The organism is Chryseobacterium geocarposphaerae (genome assembly GCF_002797535.1).
Classification (GTDB): Bacteria; Bacteroidota; Bacteroidia; order Flavobacteriales; family Weeksellaceae; genus Chryseobacterium; species Chryseobacterium geocarposphaerae.
Window position 1 is genome coordinate 787,970 of the sequence record NZ_PGFD01000001.1, and the last position, 21,199, is coordinate 809,168.

Genomic DNA, 21,199 nt, shown 5'->3' on the forward strand with positions numbered 1-21,199 from the left:
TTTTAAAGCTACATAATATTTCTCACAGCAATTTTCACCGGATGGTACAACAGCACAATAAAAGCTGTAGCCAATGCGAGCCAGAATAATCCCGTAAATATTTCCATATTGGAAAGTAAAATAGCCTGAGCATTGATTTTTGCTTTAAAAACTCCAGCAGTTACGGATAAAGATTGATTTACAGGAAGTTTAGATATATTGGCTCCGAACAGCTGATTCCATTGGGAATAGAAAATAGGATTGGTATCTGTTAATTGAGAACTTAAAGCATCAGAATGTTTTAATGTTAGAAATAGCATTAAATTTTGCATTAAGGCGTATCCTATGGCTGTTGTCCAGAAACGTGTTGCAGTTCCTACTGCTGTCGCATTGGAAACATATTGTTCAGGCATTCCTGCAATTAAAAAAAATACGAGCGGGGTAAAAAGTAAACCTTGACCAACTCCCTGAAGAAATAAAGGCGGACAAATCGTCTGAAGAGTAGTATCGGGATAAAATGTGTAAGTAAACCAAGCCGAATCAATGGCGAGAATCAGAAACCCGGTAAAGAAAACTAATCTTGAAGAAGCTCCTCTTGTAATACATAGCGCAGAAATAATGACGCCCAAAAGGCTTCCTGCAATATTCCAGTACTGAATTTTTACAATATAATCCCAAGGCCATTTCCAAACTGTTGCCATTACACTGTATACATTATTAATAGAAGCTCTCAGAATGTAAAAAATAAAAAAAAGGATAACTCCGACAATTACATTTTTAGAGCTGAAAACTTCAAAATGGAAAAAAGGGCGCGGCTGGTTTCTCTGTTTTAGCATAAACAATCCGCCGAATAATAAGAAAATTAAAAAACAAAGAATAATAAGATCCGATTCGAACCACATCAATCTTTTTCCATAGATTAATGCATATCCACCTGCCTGCAGACAAACCCAAAGCAAAAACCAGCTGGTAATATCCAATTGGTATAACGGCTTCTTTGGGAAGAATCTGTTTTTATTGAAAATGGCAAAGGCAATGATTAGTACAAAGACATGAAAATAAACCATCATTAAAATCATATGCTTGAAATCATAATCCTCAATACTTGATTTTAAAAGAGAAGTCGTCAGTGTTCCTCCCGTAAGAATAATGGTATACATGAAGAGATAGGCAATTTCTTTAGCATGTTTTGTCTTGAGTTCAGCTATAATTAAAGGTAAGAAAATAGCACCTTCCATGACTCCGAAAATTCCTTCCAGAAAGCGGATAACTAAAATAATATGATAATCATTGGTGACTGAAAGTCCGTAGAGAATAAGTATTGAAACGGAAGACATCAGCAATGTATAATATTTCACACTGAAATAAGCCATAAACCGCTGTATAACTAAAAGGGTAACCACAAATGTCCCATACATCAAAATCATTAAGTATTGGATATCGTCTGAATCGACATCCATAAAAGAAGATGTGAAGGCACTATTGGAATGCAAAAGTGACAACAACATCAGGTGGGGAAACAGCGCCAGAATAAGAAGCGGCAGTTTCAGCCATTGTGGTACCCATTTATGATAAATTGTATTATGTTGCATGATTTTCTTGGTGAAAAGCTAAGAAAGAGAGAATATATCTAAAAATGCGAAAAGACAAAGGAACAGCATGTAAAAGTAAAGGTAAGATGGCAATATTACACTCTGCCTTTTCGCTAAAATAATTTAATGGTTGTTTTAAATTTGAGAATGAGGAAATTGAAAAAATTAAAATCTAATATACATGCCCTTCTACATCAATTCTCAATTCCTCGGCTTCTCAAATCTTATATCTTTTTGGCACTTACCAGAACATTCATTCCGGAAAGTAATTTTTCATTGTGCTGATTATTATTAAGAATGATTTTTACGGGAAATCTTTGTTCTATTTTCACAAAGTTTCCTGTTGCATTGTCTGGTTTTACTAAAGAAAACTGCGAACCGGAAGCGGGGGAAACGGAAACAATTTTTCCTTTGAATTCTATATCAGGATAAGCATCTGCAGTAATGATCACTTCTTTATTCTGATCGATTTGCCCTAACTGTGTTTCTTTATAATTGGCAATAATCCATTTTTCTTTACTTACGATCTGAACCAAAGCCTGACCTTCTTTAATCAGCTGACCTTCCTGAATGGTTTTCTTTCCCACCCACCCGTCATAAGGAGCCGTAACAACTGTATAAGAAAGGAAGAGTTTAGCGTTATTCAGACTGGCAGAACTTTGCTGGATCTGACTTTTTACAGGAGCAACTTTCGTTTCCTGCTCATTCACGCTTGCTCTCACTGCATTTTTCTGTTGTTCCAAAGCTAAAAGATTAGCTTTTGCCTGCTCATAGGATGCCTTTACATTTTCAAACTGCTGCTCGGTTGCGGCATCTTCTGAAACTAAGTTTTTATATCTTTTGAAATCCTGTTCGGTTCTCCATATATCAATTCTTGCGGAAGCAATTTTCGCATCGATGATTTTAGTGTCACTTGCTTTGGTGTTTACGCCACTTTCAATCGTGTTGATATTCTCTGAATTGGCATTAAGACTGGCTTCGGCCATTTTTACCTGATTGATAAACTCTCGATTATCGATCACAATTAAAGTATCTCCTTTATGGACAAACTGATTTTCGTTAAACTTAATGGTTTTGATGAAACCTGAAACTTTACTGGAAACAGGAGTAATATATTGTTCGATTTGTGCATCGTTGGTGGTAACATTTTTTCTGGAAAAAAGATAGAAACTTATCATTCCTGTAATCCCACTTACAATTAGGATCCAAGCAAGTAAAGTAATTGTTTTGTTGATTCTTTTTTCCTTTTGTGTTAATTCTTTCTTTGCCATAGTTTTTATAGGTTTCCAATCGTATATTGGAGTTGGTAATATTTAAGTTGTCGGTTAATTTTTACGGAAATAAGATTTGATTGGGCTTCCAGATACGCGTTATCAGCGTCAATTAATTCTGTGATCAGGCTTAGCTTATTGGCATATTTGGTTCTTACTATTCTGTAGTTCTCTTTTGCCTGGGTAATTGCTTCTTCAGCAATCTTTACCTTTTGATCCGTTTCTTCGAATTTTTTATAAGCTTCATAAACATTATGTCTGATATTTTCTTCATTCTCTTCAATCTGCAGTTTTGCCAGATGGATGTTTTCTTTAGCTTCCTGCATTTTGTATTTGTTCTTATACAAGCTTTCAATAGGGTAGGTGAGATTCACTCCGATCATTCCTAAACGATACGCATAAGGTTCGGGAGGGAAAAACATCATGTTTGGATATTTCATAAAATATTCTCCGCCTGCTGTAATTTTTGGTAGATAATTCGCTTTTGTGATCTTTTGATCCAATTCTTTAAGCGAAAGGTTTTTGTTAGCCACTTCAACAGACTCATTTTTATATAAAGCTGTTTCTGTTAGTTCGTCTAAATAAGGAATTTCTGCATTTTCAGAGATCAGATCTTCCGTGTTTACATGCATTTCCTGGCTTTCAGGAAGGGAAAGAATTGTTTTCAGTTTGTGTTCTGCAATCTGAATATCATTATCAAGCTCTGTCCAGCTCATTTTATGATTAGAAAGCTGTAAAGAGGTTCTTAAGACTTCATTTACGGTTACAATTCCATTTGCTTTCAATGCTTTTACCTGCTTAATGTTTACGGAATCTTCTTTCATTTTATCATTAATCAAGTTTTGCTGCTCTTTTAAATGATGGATTTGAAGAAAAGCTGTGATGATTTCCATCGTCAGTTGTCTTTCATCCAGATGGGTCTTTAACGAAGAAATTTGGGTGTCTATAGCTGCTTTCTTTTCAATATATTTAATTTTCCCACCCATATAAACCGGAATTGAAGCCGAAAGGGTAAAATCATACATTCCATTGATGACATCATATTTTGTGGCTTTTCCAAATACACCATTTTCATGTTGAAAAAGATTGGTAACCTGGTTGTAGCTTGTATGGAATTCAATATCCGGAAGTTTTTCCATTGTAAGGTCTTTTTCCTTCGTTTCGGACATTTCATTTTTTAGATGACTGATTTGAATATTTTTGTTATTCTTTAGCCCAATCTCAACAGCCTGCTGCAAACTGAGATGCTGATAATCGATCATTTGTGAATATAAAAGATTGCTTATCAATAATAAGCACAACGCTATACAGTGATATCTGCGTGCGCCAAATATCATTTTCATAATTTAATTAAAGGTTTTTTGCTAAATTGATTTTGATACTGCAAAGTTACGCGGTCAAGCATAGGACGTAATTTGTGAAAACAGAAAAAGATTTGTTCATTTACGCCAAATTAAAATTTTCTTCATACCTTTATTTTATGAATGACAGTCATTTTGGAGCGGTTGAAGAAGTTGATGCTGAATTTTATGTTTACCATGTGCTTACCGGGAATGTAAAAACAGAGATTCATCATCACAGTTCTGCACAATTAGTCTATGCAGAAGGCGGTATTGTACATGTGTTTACAGATTTGAAACACTGGTATTTGCCGGCAAGATGTTTTATGTGGATTCCTGCTGGAACGCCCCATTATATTTTTTCGACCAGCCCTAAAGTAGATTTATATAATTTTTATTTTAAAAAAGAAGAAAATGAAAGTGGCTTTTTTGATGAAATTAACATTTATTCCGTAAGTCATCTTCTTAGAGAGATGATTTTATATACCAAAGACTGGGATGGGAAAATCACAAAAAATGATGGTCCTAAATATTATTTCCTTAAAGCTTTAAAAGGAATTTTACCTGAGAAAAGAGATAAAAAATTAGCATTCCCAGTTCAGCATCCTTTTCCTAATGACGAAACTTTATTGAAGGTGGCACAATATATTCATGCGAATCTTGAAAAGCCATTAACGATTGAATCTACGGCAAAAGAATTCGGAATGAGTACCAGAACCCTTTCAAGGAAATTTAAAGAAATTTTGGGAATGAATTACGTCCGTTTTTTACGTGCTTTGAGGATTACACGCTCGTTGGAACTTATGTTGGAAGGAAAATACAATATGTATGAAATTGCAATGATGGTAGGGTACAACAGTCTTTCTTCCTTTAGTAATATTTTTAAAAAAGTGATTGGAGTTGCTCCTACGGAATATCAGCATAAACTGAAAGGAGACGTTTGATTAACTATATATAAAAGAAAAAACCACTTCCAATGAGAAGTGGTTTTATATGTTGAGAAAATCTCGTCTTGATTAAGCTTCTTCAGAAGGAGCTTCTTCTTTTTTAGCAGGAGCTGCTTTTGGAGCTTCTACCGGAGCGTCAGATACGATATCGAATTCGAAGTTGTACTCAACGTTTCTGTGCAATCTGATGTTTGCAGTTACTTTACCAGTTCTCTTAATAGTGTTCCCTGGGATTTTGATGTATTTCTTCTCAACAGAAACTCCAGCTTTTTCTAGAGCTGCAGAAAGGTCTGCATTGTTGATAGATCCGAATAATTTATCACCAGTACCTACTTTTGCAGGAATAGTAACAGAAGTTTTCTTTAATTGCTCAACTACAGCATTTGCAGCAGCGATTAATTTAGCTTCTTCTTCTTTTCTAGCCTCCAAAGTAGCTTCTAAAGCTGCAATGTTTTTAGGAGTAGCTAAAAGTGCAAATCCTTGAGGGATTAAGAAGTTTCTTGCATAACCAGGCTTTACGCTTACTGTGTCGAATTCAAGACCTAAGTTTTCTACGTCTTTTTTTAGGATAATGTTCATTGTTGTTGTCCTTTTTAGATTTTAGATGTCTAAAATCAAGTTAGAATTAATTAAGTATTCAGCAACAAAAGAAGAGATTGCTCTCTTCTTTTATTTATTTTTTTGTCTTATTTTAATAAGTCAGCTACGTAAGGCATCAAAGCAAGGTGTCTTGCTCTTTTGATAGCAGCAGAAACTTTTCTTTGGTATTTCAAAGAAGTTCCAGTGTATCTTCTTGGTAAAATTTTACCTTGCTCGTTTACGAACTGTAATAAGAAATCAGCATCTTTGTAATCAACGTGCTTAATTCCGTATTTTTTAAATCTACAATATTTCTTTTCAGATTTTGTGTTGATATCAAGCGGAGTAAGGAATTTTACTTCTGATTCTCCTCCAGCTGAGGCTTGTTTAGCCATTTCATCTATTGCCATGTCTTGTCTTTTTAAAAAATTGGGTTAATAATTAAGCTTTAGCTGCTTTTACTTTTGCTCTTCTTGTTACAGCGTACTCTACAGCGTGTTTGTCTAGTTTTGTAGTAAGGTAACGAATTACTCTTTCGTCACGTTTGAATGCTAATTCTAGATCAGCAACTACAGTACCTTCTCCTTTAAATTCGATTAAAGTGTAGAATCCGTTCTTTTTCAATTGGATCGGATAAGCTAATTTTTTTAATCCCCAGTTTTCTTTAGCAACGATTTCGCAGTTCTTTTCTTTTAAAAGGTCTACAAATTTGTTCACTGCTTCCTCTACCTGTGACTCAGATAGAACGGGAGTTAAAATGAAAACAGTTTCGTAATTGTTCATAATGTTAAATGAATTTGTTAATTATTTCGAGGTGCAAAAGTAGAAAATATATTTGTAATATGCAATATTATATTGGTTTTTGTTGGTTGAGGATATTCGATTTCTCTAATTTCCTCAAGTGGAAAATTAGATTCTTAGTAATTATCTCCAAATTCTTTGAAAATTTCAAATATAATTTTTAACCCGAAGAAAGCCCAAAGAATTAAAATTGGACTTGTGACAACTATAGTTAAAGTAAAGTATGTTTATTTTGATATTTTTTATTTTCTGCGACTGTTTTCCAGAAAATAACAATTGCAATTATTAATAATATAAACATGCAAGGAAAAAAGAATCCAATGTTAAATGCAAACTCGTAGGGTGCATAGCCTTTTATTACACCAAAATATTCTCTATACTATGGAGTAATTAGAATCAAGATAAAGAAAACTAGATTTAATATGCCGTGTTTTAATCTTTTCTTTTCAAAGTTTTGGGGTTCATAGTTCATTAACTTAAGTTTTACACTTATTATATACTATAATTTAAATTGAACTGAATTTGTTTATCGTCTCAGTTCTTCTAAAAATCTCATTTTTAAAGCGTCATATAAAGAATGCCTGCTTACTAAAATCGAAGCAATGGAAGAAACCATTCCAGCCAACATCAAATGGAAAATTAATGAATGCCTGTCAGTCATTTCCAGAACGATAATCGCTGATGTAAACGGAGCTCTCGTAATTCCGGTCAGAAAAGCGACCATTCCGGCGAGAACAACTACATTGGTTTCGTTGGAACTCAGATGAATAAATCCGGAAATTACAGATCCGATACTTGCTCCGGCAGTTAGGGCAGGAGCGAAAATTCCACCGGCACCTCCGGAAGTAAAAGACAGGGCAGGACCCAACATTCTTAACACTGGAACATACCAGTCTTCATGTTTATCTTTTGTGAAAAGCACCCTCTCCATGATCTCTTTTCCTGAACCCAGAATTTCTCTATTGATAAAGAAGGCGATTGAAGCAATAATTAAAGCACTAATGACCAGGAAAACAACATTAGTTCTGTCAGTTTTTAGTTTTCTTTTCTTCCAGTCGTTCATCTTTAGCATAGTGACAGAAAGCTGACTGGCTAAAATCCCAGCAGTTCCTGCGACTAAAATAATTGGAAACATCACCATTAATGAAACATCATTCGTTTTTGGATAGCCTAAATATAAATAGGAACCGGCTAAAGTCTGGGCAGTTAGCCCGGCAATAATAACCGCAGTAAATAAAGCTGTTTTAAAATAATTGATATGAGTTTTAGAAAGTTCTTCCACAGCAAATACAATTCCTCCAAGTGGCGTATTAAATGCAGCTGCAAGTCCGGCTGCAGCTCCGGTCATAATCATATTTTTCTTGGAAATTTTTGGCCACCATTCCGGAAGGTATTCATTTACTTTTCTGAAAACGGAGCCCGCCACCTGGATGGTGGGACCTTCTCTACCAACTGCACCACCACCAATGACTAAAACCACTGATGAAATAATTTTAAAAACAATTATTTTTAAACTTAAAAGACTTCGGATTTTTTTATGTTCTTTCGGATTAGCCAATTCTACAGCAGCCATTACCTGTGGAATTCCGCTTCCTTTGGCATTGGGTGCAAATTCTTTGACCAGCCACCACGACAATACAAAACCAACCGGAGCAATGATGAAAATCATCCAGGAATGCCAGTCGAGAATGAAATGTAGAAGATTTTCTCCCCACGCAAATATTTTGGCGTACATCACAGCAAAAAAACCGGTAATCACTGAACCAATCCAGAACGGAATGGCCTGAAGCAGGTTGTGTTTCAGCTGTTCGTTTCGGATGTTGTCGAAAGATTTTTTCAGAGATTTTCGAATGGGTGATAAAAATTTCAACATTTGTTAAGTTTAAGGCTTAAAAATACATGATTTTTATGGATTTTGCGTTTTAACAAATGAGAAGAATTAAATTTTAGTTGAGTTTTATGTGTTGTTACCGGTTTTAATTTTGTGCTCCCATTAATCAATCTTCAAAAACAAATATTATATAGTAAATGGATATAGTTGTATTATTGATTTGTTAAATGATTTCAATTTAAATTAAATTATTCTTAAAATTTAAAACTTAAATTTGGTAGTTTGAGGTAAAGAATCATTCTTAGGTGTAAATGCAAAAATCCTGACTTTCGAAAGGATTTTTACTGAATGAATTTATATGTTTTTGATTAATTTCTTTGAACCTGAATACCATTGATCTTTTCAATCATATTTTTCGCATTGGTATTTTGAGGATCTAATTCTAAAGACTTTTTATAATTTTCAAGAGATAGGGTGTAGTTTTTTGCCAAAAAATAACCTTCTCCTAAACTGTCAAAAGCACTTCCGGATTGAGGATGCTCTACTGCATTTAATTTAAAAACTTTAATCGCTTCATCCATCCTTGAATTTCTCATTAAAATATAACCGAGATTATTTAGGGTGTTTTCAAAATCCAGTTTTGGGTTTTTAGATTTGATGGTAAAATAGTTTTTTTCAGCATTTTGAATGTTATTTTTTTTAGCAAATTCAGCTATAATGGATTCTTCAGCCAGGGAATAACTATCTGTCAGGTTTTTATCCATTATTGCAGCAATGTGGTTGACCATGTGATATTGTGCAGGGAAAAAATTATACCCGTTCGATAGCATGATTATCGCCATATTATTCTGTGGAAAAAACCTGTAAGCACTTACATTTCCACCGGAAAAGCCATAGGACAGAATGTTGTTGGCTTTATTAATTTCCCAGCCGTATGCAAAAACATCTTTTTCATTTCCATATTCAAACGGTTGCCACATGATATCTTTCGTTTTTTGATGTAGGAAATCTGTTGTGCTTAAATGGCTGCTCCATTTTAAAAAGGCAGGTAGAGTAACGGCTATTCCATTTCCCGGATATGCCTTTTTCCCTTCAACATCTGTAGACTTTACATATTTTTTTGTTTCCGAATTGTAATTATACTTTGTAATACGATTGGTAATTTTTTCAAGAGCATTTGATGAATAAACAACTTGATTTTTTTGCATCAGAAAATTGATTATTTAGAATAAAATCCTCAAAAGATTGTCCGGTAATTCTTTCAATAATCATTGAGAGAAGCATATAATTCGTTTGATTATATCTGAATTCATTCCCAGTTTTAAAGTCCATTTTCTCTTTGCTCAAACGTTCAATGGTTTTAGGACCAGAATATTCGGGCAAAATATCACTGAATGCAACAAAATCCGGCATTCCCGAAGAATGGGTCAAAAGGTTTTTTACTTTTACATGCTGCCAGTCTTTGGGAAGATTGTCAACATATTTCGAAACATTATCTTCCAAAGAAAGTTTTCCCTGTTCAATCAGTTGAAAAACGCCTACATCGGTCATTAATTTTGAAGTGGAATATATCCTGAACATTGAACTTGGACTGACTTTTTTAGCATCTTCTAAATTTTCTGTACCGTAATATTGTTCAAAAATGACTTCGCCATCTTTTATAACACCAATCGCTAAACCGGGAATTTGATTTGTTTTGATAGCTTCTTGTACGTAATTATCAATTAGTTTAAATTGATTCGTTTGCTGCGAAAAAGCAGTGGCAGAAATATTTATAGCTAAAGCGGTCAGGAGAATTTGTTTCATATATTTTAAAAATTGTGATTCATATTTTATTTAAGACAGGTGAAAAAGTATACTGTTACATGGTTTGTTAGTGATTGTTGTAAAATGTTACAGATTCTTTCAATAAAAAACCTCCGAAAAAATCGAAGGTTTTGTATTGTAAAGATATTCAGATAAGTTTAATATGACAATCAAAATCATTTATAACTCATCATTCATTGTTTATAATTAAATTTCCGTATTCAGATCCCAGTTTTCAAGGTAATCGTGAACGTGTTTCAACATCATTCCACCCAGAGATCCGTCTACCACTCTGTGATCGTAAGAATGAGACATGAACATCAGGTTTCTGATTGCAATTACATCACCATCAGCTGTTTCAAGAACTGCAGGTTTTTTAACGATAGCTCCGATTGCTAAGATCGCAACCTGTGGCTGAGGAATAATCGGTGTTCCCATAAGGTTTCCGAAGCTTCCAACGTTAGAAATCGTGTATGTTGCTCCCTGAGTATCTTCAGGTCTCAATTTTTTGTTTCTTGCTCTGTAAGCTAGATCATTAATAGCTTTTGCCAATCCCGAAAGTGACAACTGATCTGCATTTTTAATAACAGGAACAATAAGGTTTCCGTCTGGTAAAGCGGTTGCCATACCAATATTGATGTTTTTCTTTTTAATGATGTTTTCACCATTCACAGAGACGTTGATCATTGGGAAATCCTGGATTGCTTTTACAACAGCTCTCACGAAAATAGGCATGAACGTTAGTTTTTCACCTTCACGTTTTTCGAAAACCGCTTTGTTTTTGTTTCTCCATTTTACAACATTGGTAACATCTGTTTCAATGAAAGAAGTTACGTGTGGTGCAATTTGTTTAGCTTTCACCATGTTTTCAGCGATGATCTTTCTCATTCTGTCCATTGGAATGATTTCATCACCTGCTGCAACAGGGATTGTAGAAGCCGGAGTTGAAGAAGCTGTCGGTTGTGGAGTAGAAGCTACTTGTACCGGAGCTGCTTGTGGAACTGGCTGATTTCCTCTGTTTTTAACGTAAGCTAAAATATCTTCTTTTGTAATTCTTCCTTCTAAACCGCTTCCTTCAATAGTTTTTAGTTCAGGTTCAGAAATATTTTCTTGTTGTGCAATTGATTTTACAAGTGGGGACAGATAAAGATCTCCCGAAAATTCTGTTGAAGCAGCTACCTGAAGAGGCTGTTCAATTGTTTTTAAAGTTTCAGCATCCGGAGTTGCTGCCGGAGTTTCAGTTTGTACCTCTTCTACAGCTGTATTTCCGCCTTCTCCTTCAATCTCTAAAATAGCAATAGCTTCACCTACCTTTGCAACTTCATCCTTCTGTTTCAAAATCTTTACGATTTTCCCCGAAACCGGTGTCGGAACGTCTGAATCTACTTTATCTGTTGCAATTTCTACTACGGAATCATCTTCCTTTACATTATCACCTTCACTGAATAACCAAGTGATAATAGTAGCTTCCATAACACCTTCTCCCATGGAAGGAAGCAATAATTTGTACTCTGCCATTTTTAATTTTTAGATTTTGACAAATATATAAAAAAAATCGGTTTTTTTATGAAATGTATAATTTTAGGAAAATTCGATATAAATGTTCTCTCCTACGTTCATTCCAAACAGGCTTTTTGCTCCGTTTTTCTTGCTTCCTTTATAGATGGTAAGCTCCAAAAGCTGACTGTCATTGAAGATTGCTGCCGACTGACCGTGATATTCCGTTTCTCTTTCCCAATCCGAAACGACTTCCGTATGACTGGAAAAAACTTTTGAAAGGGCTAAGTTCCTGAATTTGATCGTGAAGTTTTCATATCCGTTTCCTACACTTTCAAAAAAATCTTTACTGATATTTGAAATGATATTTCCGAAATTATCAATATATGTTACTTCTCCAATGATCATCTTTTCAGATTCGTTATATACAGGTTTCGGGAATAAAAGCTGCTTTGCGGTATCAATTTTTCGCCCGATCACTCCGGGAAGTCCTCCGTTCGCCAAATGTACTGCTGCAGGAACGAAAACATCTGTTGAAGTGAAATTAACGATATCATCAAACCTGTTATTTAAAGTAATTTCAAAAATTGCTTCGGGTTTGATATCAAAAAATATTAAGCTTAAAAGACCGTTATCCGCTGCAATAAAGTAATGACCATCTGCTTTGTATAAAATATTTTTTCTCGATTTGTGCTGAAAACTATCGACAGAAATGATATGAATACTGCCTTTCGGAAAATGTTTATAAGCGTTTCTTACAATATATGAAGTCTGAATAAGGTTGAAAGCCTGAATATCGTGGGTGATATCAACAATATTAACCTTCTGATTCAGAGAAAGAATACTGCCTTTCACAGCGGCAACTCTGTAATCCAAATTTCCGAAATCTGAAGTAAGGGTAATAATTGACATTGATTGTTTGTAGAATAATAGAACTGCAAATTTATCTAAAATAAAAAGAAAGCCCGAAATATTCTAGCAAAGAATTTGATAAAAATTTCAAAAAAAGCTTTACATTTAAAATCTAAAAATAAAAATACTGCATGTTTGAATTGACATATGATTTGGAAGATATCGACATGAAAATCTTCTATGGAGTTAATAACCAATTTTTCAATTTAATAAAATCAAGCTTTCCTACTCTTAAAATCACAGGAAGAGACCATTTTATCTTTGCGATGGGGAATCAGGAAGCGTTGGATATATTTAAACAGAAGCTTGATGATATTGTTAAGTTTATTTCGAAAAACAACTTTATCGAGCTTAAAGACGTAGAAAATATTCTTAATTTAAAAGACGAGAATGAAAAACAGCTTGTTTTTGATCAGGATATTATTGTAAAAGGGGTAAATGGTAAAGTGATTAAAGCGAAAACCACCAATCTTAAAAAATTAGTGAAAGAAACTGAGAAAAAAGATATGGTTTTTGCAATCGGACCTGCTGGAACAGGGAAGACTTATACCAGTGTAGCTTTAGCAGCACGAGCTTTAAGAGATAAGGCGGTAAAAAGAATTGTATTGACCAGACCGGCTGTAGAAGCGGGGGAGAGTCTAGGGTTTTTACCAGGTGACCTTAAAGAAAAACTGGATCCGTATTTACAACCTTTATATGATGCGCTTAGAGATATGATTCCTCATGAAAAACTGGAAGGTTTTATGGAGAAAAAAGTAATCGAGGTGGCGCCACTGGCTTTTATGAGAGGACGAACTTTGGATGATGCTTTTGTAATTCTGGATGAAGCACAGAATACAACACATTCTCAGATGAAAATGTTTTTAACGAGAATGGGAATGAATGCGAAGTTTATCATTACAGGAGATCCGAGCCAGGTAGACTTGCCACCCAAACAACAATCAGGATTGAAAGAGGCTATGAGAATTCTGAAAGATGTTAAAGAAATAGGATTTGTTCATCTAACGGAAGAAGATGTAGTAAGACACCCTGTTGTTAAGAAAATTATCCTGGCTTATAATGAAGAAGAAAAGAGGCAAAGAGAATAATTTTTCATAAAATTTTATAATTCCTTTGTAAATCAGCAAAAAGTGATATATTTGTCCGCTAATTTTTTATAAAAACAAGTATATCATGAAAAAACTTTTACTTATTGCAGCAGTAGCTGTCATGGGAAGCAGTGCTTACGCACAGGAATTCAGATTCGGACCAAAAGCTGGTTTTGCAATGTCTACCTTAAAAATTGATGAAAAGCAGGATGATGCGGGAAAAAGAACTATGGATCCCAAATACACTTTTTACATTGGAGGTATGGCAGAATACAAAATCAACGATAATTTCGGATTTCAGGCTGAAGTTTTATACTCTCCGCTTGGAGCAAAAGAAAAAATCGATGGAATAAATGCAGGAATCATTTTCGTAGGTGAGCAGACTAAGGTTAACTTAGGAACATTACTGATACCGGTTTCTGCAAAATATTTTATATCAGAAAATTTCTCTGTTGCTGCAGGAGCTAATTTTGGAGTTATTCTTTCCGCTAAGCAAAAAACGGTAATAGGTTCTGATTTTGCCGACATGGAAATTGAAGGAGATTCTGGAGAGGTAGATATTAAAGATGATATCAAGACATTAAACATCGCTCCATTTGTAGGTGTAGAATATATGTTTGAGAACGGATTCTTCATCGATGGAAGATACAGTTTGGGAGTATCCAACCTTTCTAATGACGGAAGCGGAGGAAAAGTAACGAATAGCTTTGCTCAAATCGGAGTAGGTTTTAAATTTGGAGGTAACTAAGACTCATTTTAAATTAATTATAAAAAAAGCAGGAATTTTATCCTGTTTTTTTTATGAACGGCATTTAGTTTGCTATACCTAAATTTTTATAACAACATTTTAAATTTTAAACAATGAAAAGATTATTATTACTAGGTGCTTTTGCACTGTTTGGTGGTATGGCTCATGCACAGGAAGGCTTTAGACTTGGAGGTCACATTGGTGCTCCGCTAGGTGATGCTGCAGATGCTGCAAGTGTTACGATAGGTATAGACGCTGCTTATATGTGGAATATTACTAAAGGATTGGATATTGGTGCTACTACAGGGTATTCTCATTTTTTTGGAAAAGATCAGCTGGATGACTTTGGATTTATTCCTATTGCAGCATCAGGGAAGTATAAATTTGATAAAATTCCACTTTTTGTAGGGTTGGATTTGGGAGCAGCAATTTCTACCAGAGATTATATTAATAGCGGATTGTACGTTGCGCCAAGAGTTGGTTACCAGATGAAAAATGCTGAATTATATTTAGGATTCCAGAATATCAGCAGCAAATATAAAGATTATGGACCTTACTGGCATAATGACAGATTTAATTTTGGAGCTATTAATTTTGGTGTCAATTTCTTTTTAAAATAAAAAAATAAAATATTGATCGAAACTTCGTCCATAGACGAAGTTTTTTATTTTTCGGATATATATATTTAAGCATATACTTTGTTTTATCAAAAGAATATCGGCTTATTATAAATTATTTGTTAAAATCATAAATACAGCTTGGTTTCCGAAGCCGAAACATGATTGGAAACAATCTTTTTTCTTTTTGGTTGATAAATTATAACTTTCTTATTCAAAATATTGTGAAAAAATCAAAAACCTATATATAATGGGATTTTTTTTGGGAAACTGCGAAATTTTAACAGTGATATTAATCATGTTAACAAATTTTAATATTAAAATAGACCATTATACATTTGCAGTCAGAAAGTATTAAAATTATTAAAATGAAAAAATTATTATTAGCAAGTGCTATTGCACTTTTCGGTCTATCTAATGCACAGATTGCTAAAGGAACAACTTACCTATCAGGATCTGTAGGATATTCTCAAGTAGAAACTAACAACGGAAACAATAAAACAGAAAACTTCAACGTATTGCCAACAGTTGGATATTTTGTAGGAACAAACTTAGCAGTAGGTTTAGGAGTTGGATACCAGACTCAAAAAGAGACTAATATTTCAACTACTACATTATCAGGTGCTACAATCGTAAACACTAACGAAGTAAAAGAGCCTGCTTTCGTTGTAGCTCCTTTCGTAAGAAAATACTGGACATTATCTGATAAATTATATATTTTCGGTCAATTGGCAGTACCAATGCAGTTTGGAAAAACTGAGGTTGAGAACACTACTGTAGCTACTTCAGGTTCTACTACTACAACAAATTCAACTTCTACTGAAGCTAAATACACTCAGGTTGGTGTAACTGTAAAACCAGGTTTAGATTATTTCCTAAACAAAAACTGGTCTATTGAAGCTACTATCGGTGAGTTTGGGTACAACAACTACAAACCAAAAGATGGTGATGCTACAAACAACTACAACTTCGGTTTGAACTTATCTTCTGTAACTTTCGGAGTTAAATATGTTTTCGCTAAATAATTTAAGCTAAAAAGCATTAAAAATAAAAGTCCTAAGTTTTCTTAGGGCTTTTTCTCATTATTAAAAACTAATTCATGAAAAAAATCATATTAACATGTGCTATTGTACTTTTCGGGCTTTCTAATGCCCAGATTAAAACAGGAACGGTATATGTTTCAGGACAGGTAAGTTATTCTAAAGAAGAGAATAAAAATATTAATACTACAATCAATGACTTCAAAATAATACCTACAGTAGGAGTATTTGTAGCTAAAAACTTAGCTGTGGGAACAGGTGTAGGATTCACTAACAAAAAAGAAGAAGATAGCGAAGTTTACAGTGGCGGCTCTTTTACTACTTTTGTTGACTATGCAGGAGAAAAAAAGGCTGTTGTGGTAGCTCCTTTTGTAAGAAAATACTGGACTTTATCAGATAATTTATATATTTTTGGCCAGCTTGAAATTCCAATGGAATTTGGAAAAATAAATCAGGATGCTTTGGTTACCTATGTAGATGAAATGTATGGATATATAGACCATCAAACGCTATCTGTTGAAACAAAATATACTTCAATCGGAGTAACTGTAAAACCAGGTCTAGATTATTTCTTAAATAAAAACTGGTCTATTGAAGCAACAATAGGAGAGTTCGGGTACAAGAACTTCAAGTATAAAGAGGAAGATGCCAAAGCTCTTAACAATTATAATTTTGGTTTAAACTTATCTTCCATCTCTTTTGGAGTAAAATATGTTTTTGCAAAATAATAACAAATAATAAACTTTTTTAAAATTAAATACTATGAAAAAATTATTACTAGCGGGTGCAGTTGCACTTTTCGGTTTGTCAAATGCTCAAATGACTAAAGGAGACTGGGTAATCAGTGGAAATACTGGTATGGGTTTCAACAGTGTTGATACAAAAACTAAAGTGGAAGGACAAAGCTATGATGGAGCAAAGGTAAGTACTTTCTCTGTTACTCCTTCTGTAGGATATTTCGTAATTGATAAATTAGCAGTTGGAATCGATTTAGGATTTACAAGTATTACCACAAAAGAAGACGGAGATAAGTCTACAATTTCCAGTTTTTCTGTAATGCCAACAGCAACGTATTATTTTGCGAACAGCAGTAAGCTGGTTCCTTTTTTAGGAGCGGGTATTGGATATGCATCTAACAAAACGAAAGAAACTTATTCAGGAACTACAGATGAATACACTGCAGATGGTCTTGCTTGGAAAGTGAAAGGAGGAGTGACTTATATGGCTACTCAGTCTTTAGGGGTTAATTTAGGAGTTTCTTTTGATCAGTTTTCCAATAAAGACACTTTTATGGGAACAGAATTTAAAAATACAGTAAACACTTTTGGTGTAAATGTAGGTTTCTCTTATTTCATCAAAGCTAAGGCTCAGAAAGGAGATAAATAATCTATATTTTAAGATAAAAAAGAAACCTACTCAAATTTGAGTAGGTTCTTTTATTAAGGTCTTATTTTTAATTTTAAAACCATTCTTTTTGATTTTGAACGTATGTTCTGTCGAATTCCTCATCCGATTTTGTAAGGTAAATGATTCCTTCTATAAATCCTACAATTCCAACAATTCCGCATGTTACAATCCCCAAAACTAACTGAATGATTCCTGTTTTTGTATATCCTAAGTAAAATTTATGAATAGCAAATGTACCCAATAAAATACCTAATAGACCTGCAACAAGCTTTTTCTCAGATTTGTAAGGCTGTTGATTGTAATTGTAATTTTCTTGTTTTTCGTTAATTTCCATAATAATATTTTTTAAATCGGTTTTTGTGTTTTTTATTTCCCAAACATTCCGCCCATTCCAGGCATATTTGGCATTTTGCTCATCATCTGCATCATTTGTTTTCCCTGAGGTCCCTGCATCATTTTCATCATTTTACCCATTTGGTCGAACTGTTTCATCAATTGATTTACATCTTCAATCTTTCTTCCCGCACCTTTCGCAATTCTGTTTTTTCTCTGAGTATTGATAATGGAAGGTTTCCTTCTTTCTTCAGGAGTCATAGAGTAGATGATTGCTTCAATGTGTTTAAAAGCGTCATCGCTGATCTCTACATCTTTAATTGCTTTTCCAACTCCCGGAATCATTCCCATCAAATCCTTCATGTTACCCATCTTTTTGATTTGATTGATCTGCTTTAAGAAGTCATCAAAACCAAACTCATTCTTAGCGATTTTCTTATGAAGCTTCTTAGCTTCTTCTTCATCAAACTGTTCCTGGGCTCTTTCTACCAAGGAAACAACGTCTCCCATTCCCAGGATTCTGTCTGCCATCCTTTCCGGGTAGAAAAGATCCAAAGCTTCCATTTTCTCACCTGTAGAAATGAATTTGATTGGCTTTTCAACTACCGAACGAATTGTTAAAGCAGCTCCACCACGGGTATCACCATCCAATTTAGTTAAAACAACTCCGTCAAAATTCAAAGCATCGTTGAATGCCTTTGCTGTATTTACAGCATCCTGACCTGTCATTGAGTCAACAACAAAAAGGGTTTCGTTGGGTTTAATGAAATAATGAACCGATTTAATCTCGTTCATCATCTGCTCATCAATTGCCAGACGACCTGCAGTATCGACGATCACAACATCATGACCATTTGATTTGGCAAAATTGATGGCGTTTTCTGCAATGGTAGAAGGATTTGTAGAACCTTCTTCCGTGAAAACAGGAACCCCGATCTGTCCACCCAAAACTTTCAGCTGGTCGATTGCCGCGGGACGATACACATCACAAGCAACCAAAAGAGGTTTTTTATTTCTTTTTGTCTTTAAATAATTAGCTAATTTTCCAGAGAAAGTAGTTTTACCGGAACCCTGAAGACCTGCAATCAAAATTACAGAAGGTTTTCCGGAAAGGTTGATTCCCTCCTGAGAACCTCCCATTAAATCTACCAATTCGTCATGAACAATCTTCGTCATCAATTGTCCCGGAGTTAGGGAAGTAAGAACATCCTGCCCTAAAGCTTTATCCTGAACTCTTTTAGTAAGATCTTTTGCAACTTTATAATTAACATCGGCATCTACCAATGCTCTACGAATTTCCTTTACGGTCTCCGCAACATTGATTTCCGTGATCTTTCCACGTCCTGAAATATTATGAAGCGCTTTGTCTAATTTATCCTGTAAACTATTAAACATATTGATTTGTAAATTATAAGTGTGCAAAAATAAGGATTTTTTTAGTATATCAACCTGTATAGCACGTAATATTATATAGGATGTAGAATATTTTAAGCATTAAAGATGCCGCGATAAGATGATAAAAATCAAATCATGAAAAAATACGATAGAAAAAGTCTATTTTTGCGATTAGTTAAAATTAACCTAACTAGTGTTAGACGAAAATAAATTTTAAAATGAAAGCTAATCCAAATATTCTGGTTACAGTATTGTTTTTTTTAACGTTTCTCATTCATTTCTCTTTATGGAAATTTGTTTTCCATCTGGATGTAATTGTTATTGTGAAATTTTATTTATTCCTGAGTGTAATGTTCATGATGATGATTACTCTTATTGTTTTAATTAACAGAGTAGTGCCAGAATTTTTGGGGTTGTCCGTTATCGGTTTGATCCTGCTGAAATTTGGTTTGATGTTCTTAATCAGAAAGAAATTAAACTTTGAAGCCATCCCAGACTATAAATTTCATTTTATTATCCCATATTTTGTCCTGACAGCACTGCTTACATACTATGCAATAAAGCTAATTAATCATGATAAAAAACAGGAAAATTAATTATTGAAAATAGAAAAAATATCATATTTTTGCACAACGAAAAAAACCTATCAATGTTTAAGAAATTCGCAGTTTTATTCTACAGTATTTTTGTACTAAACTTAGTATCTGCACAGCATGGTGAACCCACTGCTGAAGGAGTGTCAGCTACTACAGAACTTTCAGAGAAAGACAAAGTAAGTAAAGAAAACAAAGAGTTCATCGATCATCACTTATTGGATGCGCATGATTTCACATTGATGGTAGATAAAGAAGGTCATCACATTGGTTTTCCTCTTCCAGTTATTTTTTATGATAATGGTATTCGTGCTTTCATGAGTAATAAAGAAGGATTCATGCATGGAGAAACTACAGAGGTTGACGGATCTTACTATAAACTACATCACGAAAAAATTTACAAAACTGACGCGGCTGGAACTTTAGCTTTTGATAAAGAAGGTCACGTTACTTCAGAAAAAGTTTTAGACTTATCAATTACGAAGAGTGTCCTTATTATTTTATTGACTTCAATCTTTATGTTAGTATTGTTTACAGGAATGGCTAAGTCTTATAAAAAGTCAGCAGTTCCTACAGGTGCTACAAGATTTTTAGAGCCTTTAGTAATTTTTGTAAGAGACGAAATTGCTATCCCAAACATTGGGCATAAATATAAAAGATTCATTGGTTACCTTTTAACAGTATTCTTTTTTATTTTATTCTTAAACGTATTAGGATTAATGCCTTTCGGAATTAATGTTACAGGTAATATTACAATGACATTCTTCTTGGCGATCCTTACTTATTTAATTACTACATTTTCGGCTAATAAAGATTATTGGAAGCACATCTTCTGGATGCCTGGAGTTCCGGTTCCAATGAAATTGATCATGTTGCCAATCGAATTGCTAGGAACAATCACTAAGCCCTTCGCATTGATGATCCGACTTTTTGCAAACATGACTGCAGGACACATCGTAGTAATGAGTTTGATCGGATTGATCTATGTATTTAAGAACTTTGTAGCAGGTGTTGCATTCCCGTTCCTTACATTGGTAATCTATTTATTGGAAGTATTGGTTGCATTCCTACAGGCTTATATCTTTACCATGCTATCAGCCTTGTTCATCGGAATGGCAGTGCAGGAGCACGAGCACGAACACCACGCTGCTCACTAATTGAAAGTTTAAAAATATTATTTAGAAACAAATTTTTTAAAATTATATATTATGGAAATCCCTAAAATTGTAGGTGCTGGTATCGTAGTACTAGGTGTAGGTATCGGTCTTGGTAAAATCGGAGCTGCTGCTCTTGAAGCTATTGCTAGACAACCTGAACAATCTGGAAAAATCCAAACAGCTATGCTTATCGCAGCTGCACTTGTTGAAGGTGTTGCGTTTGCTGCTCTATTCGCAGTAAACTAATCAAACAAAAACCACTATCC

23 protein-coding genes are annotated in these 21,199 nt (G+C 34.2%); 10 read left to right on the forward strand and 13 right to left on the reverse strand.

Annotated elements, in window-relative coordinates:
• Nucleotides 1-8: 8 nt before the first annotated feature.
• The 3 genes from CLV73_RS03390 to CLV73_RS03400 form a co-directional block, all read right to left on the reverse strand.
• Entirely contained in the window at nt 9-1,571 is a 1,563-nt protein-coding gene (locus CLV73_RS03390; protein WP_157798715.1) for an MFS transporter, read from the reverse strand.
• Between the two features lie 224 nt (nt 1,572-1,795).
• The gene (locus tag CLV73_RS03395; RefSeq protein WP_100375462.1) at nt 1,796-2,842 is read right to left on the reverse strand and encodes an HlyD family secretion protein; all 1,047 of its coding nucleotides are present in this window, start codon (nt 2,840-2,842) and stop codon (nt 1,796-1,798) included.
• Between the two features lie 5 nt (nt 2,843-2,847).
• Nucleotides 2,848-4,185 (reverse strand): TolC family protein, encoded by a 1,338-nt coding sequence (locus CLV73_RS03400; RefSeq protein WP_228424214.1) that lies wholly within the window; start codon nt 4,183-4,185, stop codon nt 2,848-2,850.
• Nucleotides 4,186-4,322: 137 nt separating this feature from the next.
• Between CLV73_RS03400 and CLV73_RS03405 the strand changes: the two genes are divergently transcribed.
• A complete protein-coding gene (locus CLV73_RS03405; protein WP_100375464.1) occupies nt 4,323-5,126 on the forward strand; it encodes a helix-turn-helix domain-containing protein in 804 nt (267 codons plus the stop codon).
• Nucleotides 5,127-5,198: 72 nt separating this feature from the next.
• Here CLV73_RS03405 and rplI read toward each other — a convergent pair whose 3' ends face one another.
• The 8 genes from rplI to CLV73_RS03440 all read right to left on the reverse strand — a co-directional run bounded on the left by rplI (nt 5,199) and on the right by CLV73_RS03440 (nt 12,555).
• Nucleotides 5,199-5,708 (reverse strand): 50S ribosomal protein L9, encoded by a 510-nt coding sequence (gene rplI, locus CLV73_RS03410; RefSeq protein WP_100375465.1) that lies wholly within the window; start codon nt 5,706-5,708, stop codon nt 5,199-5,201.
• Nucleotides 5,709-5,815: 107 nt separating this feature from the next.
• The gene (gene rpsR, locus CLV73_RS03415) at nt 5,816-6,118 is read right to left on the reverse strand and encodes a 30S ribosomal protein S18 (protein ID WP_100375466.1); all 303 of its coding nucleotides are present in this window, start codon (nt 6,116-6,118) and stop codon (nt 5,816-5,818) included.
• A 31-nt stretch (nt 6,119-6,149) separates the two neighbouring features.
• Complete coding sequence (gene rpsF / locus CLV73_RS03420; protein ID WP_100375467.1) at nt 6,150-6,491, reverse strand: 30S ribosomal protein S6; 342 nt, start codon at nt 6,489-6,491, stop codon at nt 6,150-6,152.
• Between the two features lie 544 nt (nt 6,492-7,035).
• Nucleotides 7,036-8,382, reverse strand: a complete 1,347-nt coding sequence (locus tag CLV73_RS03425) for a chloride channel protein (protein ID WP_100375468.1) — start codon at nt 8,380-8,382, stop codon at nt 7,036-7,038.
• A 326-nt stretch (nt 8,383-8,708) separates the two neighbouring features.
• Entirely contained in the window at nt 8,709-9,548 is an 840-nt protein-coding gene (locus CLV73_RS19150; protein WP_262496322.1) for a beta-lactamase family protein, read from the reverse strand.
• Nucleotides 9,508-10,146 (reverse strand): serine hydrolase domain-containing protein, encoded by a 639-nt coding sequence (locus CLV73_RS19155; protein ID WP_262496323.1) that lies wholly within the window; start codon nt 10,144-10,146, stop codon nt 9,508-9,510. The genes CLV73_RS19150 and CLV73_RS19155 overlap by 41 nt, the downstream gene beginning before the upstream one ends.
• A 207-nt stretch (nt 10,147-10,353) precedes the next feature.
• Nucleotides 10,354-11,664 (reverse strand): dihydrolipoamide acetyltransferase family protein, encoded by a 1,311-nt coding sequence (locus CLV73_RS03435; protein WP_100375469.1) that lies wholly within the window; start codon nt 11,662-11,664, stop codon nt 10,354-10,356.
• Nucleotides 11,665-11,727: 63 nt separating this feature from the next.
• Nucleotides 11,728-12,555 carry an SAM hydrolase/SAM-dependent halogenase family protein gene (locus CLV73_RS03440; protein WP_100375470.1) on the reverse strand — a complete coding sequence of 276 codons (828 nt, stop codon included), beginning with the start codon at nt 12,553-12,555 and terminating at the stop codon, nt 11,728-11,730.
• Nucleotides 12,556-12,686: 131 nt separating this feature from the next.
• Here CLV73_RS03440 and CLV73_RS03445 point away from each other — a divergent pair, with 131 nt between their 5' ends.
• From CLV73_RS03445 to CLV73_RS03470, 6 genes are all read left to right on the forward strand, one after another.
• Nucleotides 12,687-13,643, forward strand: coding sequence for a PhoH family protein (locus CLV73_RS03445; protein ID WP_100375471.1), 957 nt, complete (start codon nt 12,687-12,689; stop codon nt 13,641-13,643).
• 85 nt (nt 13,644-13,728) lie between these two features.
• On the forward strand, nt 13,729-14,391 hold the full coding sequence (locus CLV73_RS03450) for a porin family protein (protein ID WP_100375472.1): 663 nt from the start codon (nt 13,729-13,731) through the stop codon (nt 14,389-14,391).
• Between the two features lie 113 nt (nt 14,392-14,504).
• Nucleotides 14,505-15,011: a hypothetical protein gene (locus CLV73_RS03455; RefSeq protein ID WP_100375473.1), complete on the forward strand. Its 507-nt coding sequence runs from the start codon at nt 14,505-14,507 to the stop codon at nt 15,009-15,011.
• A 365-nt stretch (nt 15,012-15,376) separates the two neighbouring features.
• Nucleotides 15,377-16,033, forward strand: coding sequence for an outer membrane protein (locus CLV73_RS03460; protein ID WP_100375474.1), 657 nt, complete (start codon nt 15,377-15,379; stop codon nt 16,031-16,033).
• Between the two features lie 74 nt (nt 16,034-16,107).
• Nucleotides 16,108-16,776, forward strand: coding sequence for an outer membrane protein (locus CLV73_RS03465; protein ID WP_100375475.1), 669 nt, complete (start codon nt 16,108-16,110; stop codon nt 16,774-16,776).
• Nucleotides 16,777-16,810: 34 nt separating this feature from the next.
• Nucleotides 16,811-17,434 (forward strand): outer membrane protein, encoded by a 624-nt coding sequence (locus CLV73_RS03470; RefSeq protein WP_100375476.1) that lies wholly within the window; start codon nt 16,811-16,813, stop codon nt 17,432-17,434.
• Nucleotides 17,435-17,507: 73 nt separating this feature from the next.
• Here the strand turns inward: CLV73_RS03470 and CLV73_RS03475 are convergent, their stop codons facing one another.
• Both CLV73_RS03475 and ffh read right to left on the reverse strand, forming a co-directional pair.
• Nucleotides 17,508-17,789, reverse strand: a complete 282-nt coding sequence (locus tag CLV73_RS03475) for a TM2 domain-containing protein (protein WP_100375477.1) — start codon at nt 17,787-17,789, stop codon at nt 17,508-17,510.
• A gap of 32 nt (nt 17,790-17,821) precedes the next feature.
• The gene (gene ffh / locus CLV73_RS03480) at nt 17,822-19,183 is read right to left on the reverse strand and encodes a signal recognition particle protein (protein ID WP_100375478.1); all 1,362 of its coding nucleotides are present in this window, start codon (nt 19,181-19,183) and stop codon (nt 17,822-17,824) included.
• A gap of 218 nt (nt 19,184-19,401) precedes the next feature.
• Between ffh and CLV73_RS03485 the strand changes: the two genes are divergently transcribed.
• From CLV73_RS03485 to atpE, 3 genes are read left to right on the forward strand one after another with little or no spacing between them, the layout of a single operon-like run.
• A complete protein-coding gene (locus CLV73_RS03485; RefSeq protein WP_100375479.1) occupies nt 19,402-19,779 on the forward strand; it encodes a hypothetical protein in 378 nt (125 codons plus the stop codon).
• A gap of 53 nt (nt 19,780-19,832) precedes the next feature.
• The gene (gene atpB, locus CLV73_RS03490) at nt 19,833-20,933 is read left to right on the forward strand and encodes a F0F1 ATP synthase subunit A (RefSeq protein ID WP_100375480.1); all 1,101 of its coding nucleotides are present in this window, start codon (nt 19,833-19,835) and stop codon (nt 20,931-20,933) included.
• 51 nt (nt 20,934-20,984) lie between these two features.
• Entirely contained in the window at nt 20,985-21,179 is a 195-nt protein-coding gene (atpE, locus tag CLV73_RS03495; protein WP_002979108.1) for an ATP synthase F0 subunit C, read from the forward strand.
• Nucleotides 21,180-21,199: the final 20 nt, after the last annotated feature.